5 protein-coding genes and 2 pseudogenes are annotated in these 13,465 nt (G+C 48.6%); all 7 read left to right on the top strand.

Going from position 1 to position 13,465, the window contains the following annotated elements:
- Positions 1-9: 9 nt before the first annotated feature.
- Positions 10-5,916 (top strand): annotated as a pseudogene (locus I2C21_RS17905) (DUF8437 domain-containing protein); the annotation flags it as partial.
- Positions 5,917-6,663: 747 nt separating this feature from the next.
- The gene (gene ltrA, locus I2C21_RS06935; protein ID WP_195278850.1) at positions 6,664-8,547 is read left to right on the top strand and encodes a group II intron reverse transcriptase/maturase; all 1,884 of its coding nucleotides are present in this window, start codon (positions 6,664-6,666) and stop codon (positions 8,545-8,547) included.
- Between the two features lie 38 nt (positions 8,548-8,585).
- The gene (locus I2C21_RS17435; protein WP_207730601.1) at positions 8,586-8,744 is read left to right on the top strand and encodes a hypothetical protein; all 159 of its coding nucleotides are present in this window, start codon (positions 8,586-8,588) and stop codon (positions 8,742-8,744) included.
- Positions 8,710-11,136 (top strand): annotated as a pseudogene (locus tag I2C21_RS06930) (helicase-like domain-containing protein); the annotation flags it as partial. The gene I2C21_RS17435 and the pseudogene I2C21_RS06930, both read left to right, overlap by 35 nt.
- A complete protein-coding gene (locus tag I2C21_RS06925; RefSeq protein ID WP_002578947.1) occupies positions 11,136-11,468 on the top strand; it encodes a plasmid mobilization protein in 333 nt (110 codons plus the stop codon). The pseudogene I2C21_RS06930 and the gene I2C21_RS06925, both read left to right, overlap by 1 nt.
- A gap of 116 nt (positions 11,469-11,584) precedes the next feature.
- Complete coding sequence (locus I2C21_RS06920; protein ID WP_002578946.1) at positions 11,585-11,869, top strand: hypothetical protein; 285 nt, start codon at positions 11,585-11,587, stop codon at positions 11,867-11,869.
- A 62-nt stretch (positions 11,870-11,931) separates the two neighbouring features.
- Complete coding sequence (locus I2C21_RS06915) at positions 11,932-13,344, top strand: relaxase/mobilization nuclease domain-containing protein (RefSeq protein WP_002578945.1); 1,413 nt, start codon at positions 11,932-11,934, stop codon at positions 13,342-13,344.
- Positions 13,345-13,465 lie beyond the last annotated feature (121 nt).

Below are 13,465 nucleotides of genomic sequence, written 5' to 3'. Positions count from 1 at the left end.
AGGGATACAATGAACGCAAAAGAGCGATTTTATTCCGGATTAGCAAAAGAAACGATTGGGAAAATCACCTCGAACACAGATAACTGGACTTCGTTTTTGAGAACGATGTCCCGCAACTATGAGTTCACCTATCCGGAACAGGTGATGATTTATGCTCAGCGCCCCAATGCGACCTTTTGCAAGCCCTATGAGGACTGGAACGCTGAAAATTACCGCAGATATGTAAAGCGTGGCTCTACCGGCATTGCTCTGTTTGTGATGAACAGGGATAAACCGTATCTGCGCTATGTGTTTGATGTGGCGGATACCGGCGTTCGCCGTTCTTCCCCGGAACTGAAACCGTGGGAGGTGACGCCTGAAAACCGCTCCTATGTCATGGAAGCGATGGAGCGTACCTTCGGTGTTGCCGCTGACGGGGTACTGGAAGCACAGCTTGAAGATATTGCATCCGCACTGGCGGCTGAGTATTGGGACGATTACAAAAAGCAGTTCCTCGACATCGTTGCCAACAGCTTCCTTGAGGAGTATGATGAACTCAACATCGAAGTAGCTTTCAAAAATGCGGTGGCAAACAGCGTATCCTATACGATGTATTGCCGGTTCGTGGAAAGTCCCGACAACTACTTCGAGCATGAGGATTTCCAGAAGGTGTTTGATTTTAACACCAGACAGACGGTAAATGCCCTTGGTACTGCGGTGAATGCCATCAGCACAAGGATGTTTCAGGAAATCGAAAAAGCGATTGGAGAACATGAGCAGATTAAAGCTACCGAAAGGAGTACAGATTATGAGCGAGATGACTTACAGACAGGCCGGAGATTATCAGATTCCGAACCTTCAGTTGGAGAACGAGGGAGAGAAACCTCTGGGCAAGTACGGCAGGATGCGTCGAGCATTTTTGGAACAGAACAATCCGATGCTCCTGAACGACATGATTCTGACGGAGAGCCTGTTCCCGCACCTGTGGGAGATCGAGGAAACAGCGAAAGCCAGAGTGGAGTTTCTGATGGAGCAGTACCTGAAGGACAGCCCCGCACCGGACAAGGAAACGCAGCAGATGGCGTGGGTGCAGCACATGAACAGCCTGAAAGCACAGGCGGAGGAAGTCGTGATGACGGAGCTTATCAACAGCTGAGTCTGAACCTTTTCCTCTCCGAAAATGAACAAATCAGTTTTATCGACCGAGCAGAGAGCTTTACGCCCTCTGCTTTTTCTTTTGCCCAGGAAGAAATCGACCACTTCCTTCTGCTTGGTAGCAATACCGATGAAGCCCGAAAAGTCGTAGCGCTGGAATATATGAAGCAGAAGCCGTTGGAAGAAATCGTTCAGACCTTAAAGCAGGTCTATCACGGCGGCTATGGTCTGAAAGAAGATAGCGGGAATATCTGTGCGTGGTATGCCGAGGACGGTATCCACCTTGCCAAAGGTTCCTCTGCCATTGACAGCCCCAGAGCGCAGATCGTTTCTTGGGAAACGGTTGCCGAGCGCATTGGAGAACTGCTTGAAAATGGTCGGTTCGCAACTAATGTGGAACTGGTAGAAGCATCCGGATATGAGCGTCAGAAGTTGGCAGAATCCCTGTGGCATCTTTATCACGATTTGAGTGAAGAAGCCCGTTCCAGCAACTATCTGGCAATTCTTCATCAGGAACCGTTTCGTGGTTTCCCTGACGAAACCGCAGACTTGGCTGAAAAGTTGGATGACCCTCGTTTCCACGCAACCTTGGTACAGCAGTATTCGGAATTTAGAAAAACCCTTGCGGAAAATCCCGATCTGCTTCGTTTTCACTATCACAAGCTGAATCTCATTCAGAAACAGCTGTATGAGTTGAATATGCCTTTGCGTGAGTATCAGACCGATATGATGCAGATGCCCCTTGTCCGCCAGTTCATTACGGATGATGAAGTCAATGCAGACTTGACCCGTGGAAGCGGCTTTTCCGGTGGTAAAGCCCGTATTTATAACTACTGGCAGGAGAATCATTCTGCCAAGGAAAAGATGGACTTCCTGAAGCATGAATACGGAACCGGTGGTCATTCCCATGCCTGCTCTGGTGCAACGCACAGCGGTCAGGATCACGATGCCAAGGGTGTTGCTTACACCAAGAGCGGTTGCGATAAATTGCAGATGTCCTGGGCGCAGGTGGTGCAGAGAATCGACGGTCTGATACGAAAGGGACGCTACCTCAGCCCGGAGGAAGAAGCGGAACGACAGGCTATCGAAGAAGCTAAAACTGATCCGTTGGAAGATGTTTATGACCGTTTCGCAGTGATTGATACCGAGGATGGCGAGTATGCGATCTGGGATAATCAGACCGATGACTACTATGTAGACCCGGAAGGCGTTACGGAATACTTCACGGACGAATGGCTTGCCAATGACTATTTGGAGGAAGTTCGTCAGTCCGTAGCTGCGATGGAGTCGGTTCAGCCAGAAGCGCCTGTGGCAGAGCCTGCCGAAGTTGTGGAAGCATCTGCTTCCGAGGAACCGAAATGGAATTATCAGGTCGGTGACACGGTATATCTGGACGATACAGCTTTCCGTGTGGAGCAGATCACGGACAGAGAAGTTCAGCTGCGTGACCCTACGCTTGCTTATCCCATCTTCCGTGCCGAGAATCGTGAGAATTTCGAGCGTATGCTCTCTCAGGACGAAAGAAACCATGCGGTAAGGGTTGATGCCCAAACCGAAGAAAAGCCCGTTACAGAGGATTTTCTGGGCAAAACCGAACCGAGGGACTACACCCCTGAGTATCAGCTGTTAGACCGTCTGCGTATGGACTGCGAATACTTCCTTGGTGCAGGACAGCACAGCGAAAAGCATCTGTGGGCAGGCAACCGCCATGCACAGATTGCCAAGATGCGTGAGCTGTATGAAATGATTCCCGACAAACCAGAATGGCTGACACCTGAGATGATTAACAGCTACGAGGAGCGCATGGCTCCCCGCTATCTGGTTGCCGCCTACCATCACTTTGAAAACGGCTTCGATGATAAACTGGACTACTACACTCTGGAAGAAGCGGAAAAAGCTGCCCAGGGCTATGTGGACGGAACCATGGAGGATGACGGATTCAAGTACGATGGTGCTGCCGTTTACGATCAGCAGGAGCATAAGTGCATCCGTATCTATGGGGACTACCCTGACGAAAAGGCACACGCACAGGTCAGAGCCAGTGCGGAACCCGAACAGCAGGAACCGGAACACTTCATCGATCATTTTTATGTTGCCGAGGACATTCAGAAGCGGGGTGCGCTGGACATCAAGGAATACAGTTCCTTTGATGATGCCCTGCGAGCCTACTATGCACTTCCTGACACGCAGAGAAAAGCCCTGGGTGCAATGAATACCAGAGATCTGCCGGGTAGTCTGGACTTCGTACAGTGCGTAGATGGAAAGGACACCATCATTCAGGATTATGCCCAGGTGGACGGATGGCAGAATGCCGAAGTCATGGACATTATCGCTCAGCTTGAGCAGTCCATCACCACCAGAGAAATCCCACCTGTTCCTGCGGTGAACTTCCACATCACGGATGACAACATCGGTGAAGGTGGACCGAAGCAGAAATTCGCAAGAAACATCGCAGCCATTGAAACTCTGTTCAAACTGGAAAGCGAGAACAGGAACGCCACTACCGAAGAACAGGAGATTTTGTCGAATTATGTCGGTTGGGGCGGTCTGGCAGATGCCTTTGACCCGGACAAGGGAAATTGGGCGAAGGAGTATCAGACACTGAAAAACCTGCTTTCCGAAGATGAATATGCTGCGGCAAGAGCTTCCACCCTGAACGCACATTACACCAGCCCTACGGTCATTCGCTCCATCTACGATGCGGTCGGACAGATGGGCTTTGAAACAGGAAATATTCTGGAGCCTGCTATGGGTATCGGCAACTTCTTTGGTATGCTCCCTCCTGAAATGCAGAGCAGCCGTTTGTATGGTGTGGAACTGGATTCCATCACCGGCAGAATTGCTCAGAAGCTCTATCCCAACGCAGAAATCAAAGTAGCCGGTTTTGAAACGACAGACCGCCGAGACTTTTACGATCTGGCTGTGGGTAATGTCCCTTTCGGCAACTACAAAGTGTCCGACAAGCCGTATGACAAGCTGGGATTCTCCATTCACAACTATTTCTTTGCCAAGGCTTTGGATCAGGTTCGTCCCGGTGGTGTGGTCGCTTTTGTGACAAGCCGTTACACCATGGATTCCAAGAACTCTGACGCAAGGCGATATATGGCGCAGAGGGCGGAACTGCTTGGTGCAATCCGTCTGCCAAACGATGCCTTTAAGAAAAACGCAGGCACGGAAGTCGTGTCCGACATCCTGTTCCTGCAAAAGCGTGACCATCCGATTGACATTGTACCGGAATGGGTAAACCTTGACCGCACCGAAGAAGGACACACCATGAACAGCTACTTTGTCGCTCATCCTGAAATGGTTCTGGGCGATACGGTGGAAGAAAGTACCGCCTACGGCATGGACATTACAGTGCGTCCCATTGAGGGCATGGAACTGTCCGAACTTCTGAAAGAAGCAGTTTCCCACATCCAAGGAACCTATCAGGCTGTGGAGCTTCCCGAAGCTGACAAGGGTAAGGAAATCGAAACCATTCCTGCAACCCCGGATGTAAAGAATTTCTCTTATACCGTGGTGGATGGCAATGTGTACTTCCGTGAAAACTCCCTGATGCGCCGTGTAGACCTGAATGAGAAAGCAAAAGACCGTGTGATGGGCATGGTGGAACTTCGTGGTATCGTCAACGAGCTGATCGAATATCAGCTTGAGGATTACCCGGATGAAATGATTACTCAGAAACAGGCAGAACTGAATGATGCCTACGATGCGTTTGCCGCAAAGAACGGGCTTATCAATAATCGAGCCAATGGTCAGGCATTTGCTGACGATTCCTCCTACTATCTCCTGTGTTCTCTGGAAAATGTGGATGAGGACGGCAATCTGAAAAGCAAGGCGGATATGTTCACCAAGCGAACCATCAAGCCGGAACGCAGAGTGACGAGCGTGGATACGCCGTCCGAAGCTCTGGCAATCTCTATCGGTGAGCGTGGCAAGGTGGATTTGCCGTTTATGGCACAGCTGCTTGGAACACCTGGAGAATACGATGCGATTCAGGCAGAGCTTCGAGGGGTGATCTTCAAAGACCCGATGGCTCCCGATGCTGTGGAAGTTGGATGGCAGACTGCCGATGATTACCTTTCCGGTGATGTAAGAAGCAAGCTGCGTGTCGCACAGATGGCGGCAGACAGGGATTCTTCCTTCCACATCAATGTGGAAGCCTTGCAGAAAGCACAGCCGAAGGACTTGGATGCGTCCGAGATTGATGTGCGTTTGGGTGCAACATGGATTGATGCCGATTATATTCAGCAGTTCATGGAGGAAACCTTTGAAACGCCGTATTACTTGCGCCGTTCCATTGAGGTCAAGTTCTCCGAGCTGACCGCAGAGTGGCGCATCAACGGTAAGAGTTCTCCCAACTACAACGATGTGGCGGCGTATGTCACCTACGGTACAGAGCGAGCCAACGCATATCGGATTCTGGAGGAAACGCTGAATCTGAAGGATATTCGTATCTATGATACGATTGAAGATGCAGATGGTAAGCAGAAGCGTGTCCTCAATAAAAAAGAAACTACCCTGGCACAGCAGAAACAGCAGGCAATCAAGGATGCGTTCCGAGATTGGATTTGGAGAGATCCGCACAGACGAGAAACCCTTTCCACCAAGTACAACGAACTTTTTAACTCCACCAGACCTCGTGAGTATGATGGCTCTCATATCCGTTTCGGCGGCATGAACCCGGATATTACCCTCCGTGAACACCAGAGAAATGCTATCGCTCATGTGCTATATGGTGGAAATACGCTGCTTGCACACGAAGTTGGTGCGGGCAAGAGTGCGACACGTTCGTAACTGAAAAGGTTACGCACAAGTCAGCTAACAATAGAATCGGGATTTGAAAGGAGTCCCTGAAAAGACTTGGAGAACTAATATTCCGATAGGTGGAATGAAGGGGTAACGCCCTGAAACGCCTACCTTATAAACTGCGATATGCGGCAGTCCTCTGTAACAAGGGCTACGGTATAACGCTCGCTAAAGTCGGCGGAAATGCACCCAAACGGATTATGCCGTGGAAAGTGTCCCAGAGGTGGGATATGTGCATGATACGCCGGAGGTCTATAAACTGCCTATGGTCAGAATGTCATGGATGACTGACGAAATCCCGAATGTACGGGTCTAAAAGGCGCAGGAGCAGAAATGCTCCTTTCCGATTACGGAAGTATGTGAGGATGAGTAAGAATTTTTACTATGAAAGTCCTTGCGGTGTTATAGGCACCGCCCAGCATACAGGCTCAGAGGGACACCTAAGGGCAGATATGTACAGATAGGAATATTGGAACGTGGAAAGGCTGGAACACGGAGCCGGTTACAGGCTATGAGGTGTTGGATTGGAAAGCGTATTGCGTATAACAATCCTTTATCCAGTTGAGAGAGATGGCACAGTACCGTTGAAGCCGTAGAAATACGGTGGAGGGATGGCCATTAGTCGTCAGCAATCAATAAATTGAAAACTATACAGACACAAAGGTTCGAGTATGACTAAGAAAAGCGAAATCCTCTCGAAAGAAAGGAAAGTACCTGACTTTGGCAAACAAGAAGAAACCCTTAAAGAAACAGAAAATCCGCAACTCCGAATACTACGATATGCAGCTCGTTCTTGACGAACTGTATGCCGCAAGTGTCAAGGGGCAGCGGTTCTGCAATCTTGTGGAACTGATAAAACGCCCTGAAAACATCAAGTTGGCATATAGAAATATCCGAAAGAACAGCGGCAGTCGGACGGCGGGTGTGGATAATAAAACAATAAGCGATTTGAACAAGTGGAACGAAAATGCCTTAGTTGCCCATGTTCAGCGCAAGCTGGACTGGTATATTCCTAATGCTGTCCGCAGAGTGGAAATACCAAAGGATAACGGGAAAACCCGTCCCCTCGGAATACCCACGATTATGGACAGGCTCATTCAGCAATGTATTCTGCAAGTATTAGAACCTATCTGTGAAGCAAAATTCTTCAAGCGAAGCAATGGTTTCAGACCAAACCACAGTGCAGAAAATGCCATTGCCCAAGCGGAGAGAATGATACAGAACGTCGGTTGCCACTATGTCATTGATATAGACATTAAGTCTTTCTTTGACAATGTGAACCACGGAAAACTGCTGAAGCAGATGTGGACACTCGGAATTAGGGATAAAAAGCTGCTGTCTATCATTTCTGCCATGCTAAAGGCAGAAGTGGCTGGAATCGGTTTTCCCGAAAAGGGTACGCCACAGGGCGGTATCATTTCCCCACTGTTGTCAAACATCGTCCTGAATGAACTGGATTGGTGGATTGTCAGCCAGTGGGAAGAAATGCCCACCCAAAGGAACTATGTACACAGAATCTATGCGAATGGAACTCCCGACAAAAGCAGTACCATCCGTACTCTGCGTAACTACACGAATCTAAAAGAGTGCTATGTTGTCCGTTATGCAGATGATTTCAAAATCTTTTGCAAAAAGCGGTCGGATGCAATCAAGCTGTTCGAGGCTACGAAACAATGGCTTTTAGATCGTCTGGGACTGGAAATCAGCCCGGAGAAATCAAAGATCGTAAATCTGAAACGCCATTACTCTGAATTTCTTGGCTTTAAGCTGAAAGTTCGAACAAAAGGAAAGAAGCCAGATGGACAACCAAGGTATGTAGTAGAAGCGCATATCAAGGATAAAGCATTGCAGAAAATCCGGGAGAAAAGCAAGGAAATTATTGGGCAGATACGGCAGACCTATGACCCAGGAATGGAATATCGTCTGATACAGAAATACAACTCCTATGTCATGGGCGTTCATAACTATTACAGCATTGCAACCCATGTGAATATTGACTTTCACAAAATCGCTTTCGATGTCAAAAAGAGCCTTTACAACAGATTGAAGCACAGACTGCAAAAGAAAGGTCAAATCACAAACAGGTATATCAAGGAGAAATACGGCACAAGCCGGGAGGTGCGTTATCTGAATGGTCATGCCATCGTCCCGATTGCCTATGTTCAGCATAGAGTACCTATGGATAAGAAAAGTCGGGTAAACAAGTACACGCCAGAAGGACGGGTTGAGATTCATAAGAATCTTGCTGGTATCAATATGGCAGTACTCTATCATCTGATGAACAATCCATGCGGTAAGCAGAGCGTAGAGTACAACGACAACCGCATTGCGCTCTATGTTGCGCAGAAAGGAAAATGTGCTGTCTCTGGTGCTGAACTGGGAGCAAATCAAGTGGACTGTCACCACAAAAAGCCGTTGGTGCTTGGGGGCAATGACAGTTACCAAAACCTGATTATTGTCTCCGATGTGGTTCACATTCTCATTCATTCCAGTAATGAGCGCACCATCCGAAAATACCTGAAAGTGCTGAACCCAGATAAAAAGCAGTTGGCAAAGCTCAATAAACTTCGTGTGATGGCAGAAATGCCGGAACTCGTTTTCTAAAGGGCAAATCTGTTTGATGTATAGATTATCATAAAAAAATGCTGACGATGGAAAGCCGTGTGATGGGAAACTGTCACGCACGGTTTGGAGCGGGGGAAAATCTGGAGGAACGGATATGCAGCCTGCGGCTGCATATCCCGACCAAAGGATTACCTATCGCTATCCTTCGAGATGGCTGCATCGGCTATGGAGAGTAAACGGCTTGGATTGAGCCAGAAATCCCTGTTCGTTGTGCCGAATCACTTGACCTTACAGTGGGCAAACGAGTTCCTGCACCTCTATCCGAGTGCCAAGCTCCTTGTTGCCACCAAGAAGGATTTTGAAACAGCAAACCGTAAGAAGTTCTGCGCTCGTATCGCAACGGGTGACTATGATGCAGTCATCATCGGTCACAGCCAGTTTGAAAAAATCCCGCTTTCTGCCGAACGACAGGAACGGCAGCTGCGGGAGCAGATTGATGAGATCGAGGGTGCGATTGCGGAGCTGAAATGGCAGCGTGGCGAAAACTTCACGATCAAGCAGATGGAGAAAACACGAAAATCATTGGAAGCCAGACTGGACAAGCTCCTTGCCGCTGACAAGAAAGATGATGTCATTACCTTTGAGCAGTTGGGTGTAGACCGGCTGTTTGTGGACGAAAGCCATGCGTTCAAGAATTTGTTCCTCTACACAAAAATGCGAAATGTGGCAGGTCTGTCCACCTCCGAAGCCCAGAAATCTTCGGATATGTTTATGAAGTGCCGCTATATGGATGAGCTGACCGGCGGGCGTGGTGTGATCTTTGCAACCGGTACTCCAGTAAGTAACTCGATGACCGAGCTTTATACGGTCATGCGCTATCTCCAGTACAGTACGCTCCAGCAAAAGAACCTGACCCATTTTGATTCCTGGGCATCGACCTTCGGAGAAACAACAACTGCGATTGAGCTTGCACCGGAGGGAACCGGCTATCGTGCCAGAACCCGATTTGCGAAGTTCTTCAACCTGCCTGAACTGATGAATATGTTCAAGGAGGTTGCCGACATCAAGACCTCTGACCAGTTGCATCTCCCTGTTCCCGAAGCAAAGTTTGAAACGGTTGTGGTTCAGCCCTCTGAGTACCAGAAGGATATGGTGGCTTCCCTTTCAGAGAGAGCAGCAGATGTTCATGCCGGTATTGTAGACCCGTCCGTCGATAATATGCTCAAGATTACCAGCGACGGACGAAAATTGGGACTGGATCAGCGGCTAATGAACACCCTGTTACCCGATGACCCTGACAGCAAGCTCAATGCCTGCGTGGGAAATATCCTGCGTATCTGGCAGGACGGTCAGGCTGACAAATTGACCCAGTTGGTGTTCTGCGACCTTAGCACACCGAAAAATGATGGAACCTTCAATGTCTATGATGATGTCAAAACCAAGCTGATTGCAAACGGTGTGCCTGCGGAAGAAGTTGCCTTTATCCATGATGCAGATACCGAGGCAAAGAAAAAAGACCTCTTTGCCAAGGTTCGTACCGGGCAGGTGCGAGTGCTTCTTGGCAGTACGCAAAAGATGGGTGCAGGAACCAACGTCCAGGACAAATTGGTGGCAGTTCACCACTTGGATGTGGGTTGGCGTCCGTCTGATATGACCCAGAGAAACGGTCGTATCATCCGTCAGGGCAACCGGAACAAAGAGGTTCAGGTGTATCAGTATGTGACCGAGGGAACCTTCGATGCCTACCTGTATCAGACCTTGGAAAACAAGCAGAAGTTTATTTCTCAGATTATGACCTCCAAATCACCGGTTCGCTCCTGTGACGATGTGGATGAGCAGGCGCTGTCCTATGCGGAGATCAAGGCGCTGTGTGCCGGCAATCCGCTTATCAAGGAAAAGATGGACTTGGACATTGATGTGGCAAGGCTGAAGGTGCTGAAAGCTGACCACCAGAGCCAGCAGTACCGTATGGAAGATAAGCTTCTGAAATACTTCCCGGCTGAGATTGAAAAGCAGACAGGCTATATTCATGGCTTTGAAGCTGATATTAAAACCGTGGAAGCACACCCGCAGATTGCCGATGGCTTTTGCGGCATGGAAATCATGGGCAAAGCCTACACCGAAAAGGCAGATGCCGGTGAAATCCTCCTTGCGGCTTGTAAGGACACGAAAAGTGCCGATCCGGTTCCTCTTGGCAGTTACCGTGGCTTTCAGATGGAGCTTTCGTTTGACAGTTTCCGGAACGAGTTCGATGTGACCCTGAAGGGCGCTGTGAGCCACAGAGTAGCCCTTGGAACGGACGCACGAGGAAATATCACCCGACTGGACAATGCCCTTGCAGGCATCCTTGAGCGCTTAGAACGAGCCAATGAGCAGTTGAATAATCTCTACAATCAGCAGGAAGCAGCCAAGGCGGAGGTTGGAAAACCGTTCCCGCAGGAAGCAGAGCTGACAGCCAAAAGTCAGCGACTGGCAGAACTGGATGCAGCCCTGAATATGGAGGACTCTGTGGAAAATCGTGACGAAAGAAGCGAGTCAGAGCGTCCTTCTGTGTTGGCTGATCTGAAATCCAAAGCGGAGCATATCCCGCCTGCAAAATACTCTGAAACCCGTGAGGAGGTGTTGTAATGGCAAAGCGAGATCAGGATGTTCATTTCCTTGCATCCAAGGAGGAGGTCGAGCGAATCCATGAGAAGATGGACGAGCTTGGCATCCGCAGCATGGGAGCCTATCTGCGGAAAATGGCTCTGGATGGTTACTGTATCAGACTGGATTTGCAGGATGTGAAAGCCCTGGTTTCGCTCCTGCGAATCTGCTCCAACAACCTGAACCAGTACGCAAAGCGAGCGAACGAAACAGGCAGCATCTATCGTGCTGACATTGAGGATTTGCAAAAACGGCTGGAGGAGATCTGGACGGACATGAGAGAAGTTCTTGTTCGCCTGTCCTCAATCCAGTAATCCGACAACTTGTTGGGAAGTCGCAGTTTCGGCTGCGGCTTTTACATAAGGGTTGACATCATTGCGTTATGGCAGATACCCTTGTACAATATAATTAAAAGAAAGGGGTTGAGCCTATGAAGCTGGTATTGAAGATATTGGCACTGCCGGTGCTGTTCGTTGTAAAAGTGATTTGCATTCTTGGAAATCTGCTTACAAATGTTGTGTCCTATGTAATTGGTTTATTGCTCTTGGTCATTGGCGGATCTGCGATTTACTGCATTGTAAAGGCTTTGTGGCAGTCCCTGCTTATTCTTGTGGTTCTTGGAATTGCGACAATAGCAGCGGTGTTCTTGCTCGTCTGGGCTGTTATGAAAGTCGAGAATATTGGAGAAAGTCTGGGAGCATTTATCAGGTCATAAGATAATATCAGAGAAAAGTCACCGACCGGTGGCTTTTTCTTTTTGGGAAGGAAGTGATGGGAATGGCAGCGACAAGATTGATTGCACTCCATGTGAATAAGGGAAAGACGGTCGCTCAATGTTTGGCAGACAGAACCGACTACTCACAAAATGCCGCAAAAACCAATGATGGCGAATTTATCAGTTCCTATGAGTGTGATCCAAAGACAGCAGATGAGGAATTTCTGCTTTCCAAACGGCAGTATCAGCATATTACCGGCAGACAGCAGAAGAACAATATCATCGCATACCAGATACGCCAGTCCTTTAAGCCGGGAGAAATCACCCCGGAAGAAGCGAACCAAGTCGGCTATGAAACAGCGATGCGATGGACAAAGGGAAAACACGCTTTCATCGTTGCGACCCACATCGACAAATCCCACATTCACAATCATATCATTTATAATTCGACCTCGCTGGATGCCACACGGAAATTCAAAAACTTCTTTCTTTCCGGTCTGGCGGTGCAAAGACTCAGTGATATGGTTTGCCTGGAACACGGGCTGTCCATTATTACACCGAAGCCGTATCGGGAGCGCCAGAAAAGAACTGTTTATCCCAAGAAGCGTACCCAGCGTGACGAATTATGTGATGCGATTGATGCGGTGCTGAAGCAGAAACCAAAGAGCTTTGATGGCTTTGTTCAGGCTCTGGCTGACATGGGATTTGAGTTCAAGGATGGAAAGCAGCCTGCGTTCAAGGGCGAGAATCAGAAGCGTTTCATTCGGCTGCGTTCCCTGGGCGAAGGATATAGCAAAGAGGAAATTCAAGCGGTTATCTCCGGCAAGAACCTGCACAAATCAAAAGGCGGCTCTGCCAAGGCTCCTGCCCCGAAGCAGTTCCAGATGCTGATTGATATTCAGGCAAAGATGGCCGAGGGCAAGACGGTCGGTTATGAAAAGTGGGCGAAGAAGTTCAACCGAAAAGAAGCTGCCCGAACGGTAATCCTACTGAAAGAAAAAGGCTTGGGCAACTACGACGATCTGACTGCTCATATTGAAAATCTGTCTGCCCGGTTCGATGCGCTTTCTGATTCTATCAAGGTCGCAGAGAAACGTATGGTTGAGGTTCAGGCGTTGCAGCAGCACATCAAAAATTATCGCAACACAAGGCAAATTTATATCGAGTACCGCAAGTCTGGATATAGCAAAAAATTCTTTGAAGAACACCGTCAGGAAATCACAATTCATAAAGCGGCGAAGCAAGCCTTTGATGAATTGCAGATTACAAAGCTCCCGTCCATGCAATCATTGTATGAGGAGTTTCATCAGCTGGCAGTCCAGAAAAAGCAGGACTACGCTGAGTACCGTCAGATCAGAAAAGAGAAAGAAGAACTGCTGATTGCCAAACGGACGGTTGAAACGATTTTGAATATCGACAGGCAGAAAGAGCAGGAAAAAGAGAAAGAGAAAGAGGAAAAGAAGAACTTCCGTTAAAGCAAAAAGCCACGGTCTGCACTCCCCAAAGGGTGCGGATCGTGGCTGCTTTTTTGCTTTTCGATTTCGGTGCTTTCAACCATGGGCAAATTTTTATTCTACTGTTCTTTGAGAAACGATT

It is taken from the genome of Clostridium sp. J1101437_171009_A5 (assembly GCF_015547905.1).
In the GTDB taxonomy this organism is placed as follows: domain Bacteria; phylum Bacillota; class Clostridia; order Oscillospirales; family Oscillospiraceae; genus Pseudoflavonifractor_A; species Pseudoflavonifractor_A gallinarum.
This window is presented reverse-complemented; position numbering and strand designations above follow the sequence as displayed.

Bases quoted from the DNA above. Each gene is read 5' to 3' on its own strand.
- I2C21_RS17435 (WP_207730601.1), top strand. From the start codon at position 8,586: ATGCTGACGATGGAAAGCCGTGTGATGGGAAACTGTCACGCACGGTTT.
- I2C21_RS06925 (WP_002578947.1), top strand. From the start codon at position 11,136: ATGGCAAAGCGAGATCAGGATGTTCATTTCCTTGCATCCAAGGAGGAG.
- I2C21_RS06920 (WP_002578946.1), top strand. From the start codon at position 11,585: ATGAAGCTGGTATTGAAGATATTGGCACTGCCGGTGCTGTTCGTTGTA.
- I2C21_RS06915 (WP_002578945.1), top strand. From the start codon at position 11,932: ATGGCAGCGACAAGATTGATTGCACTCCATGTGAATAAGGGAAAGACG.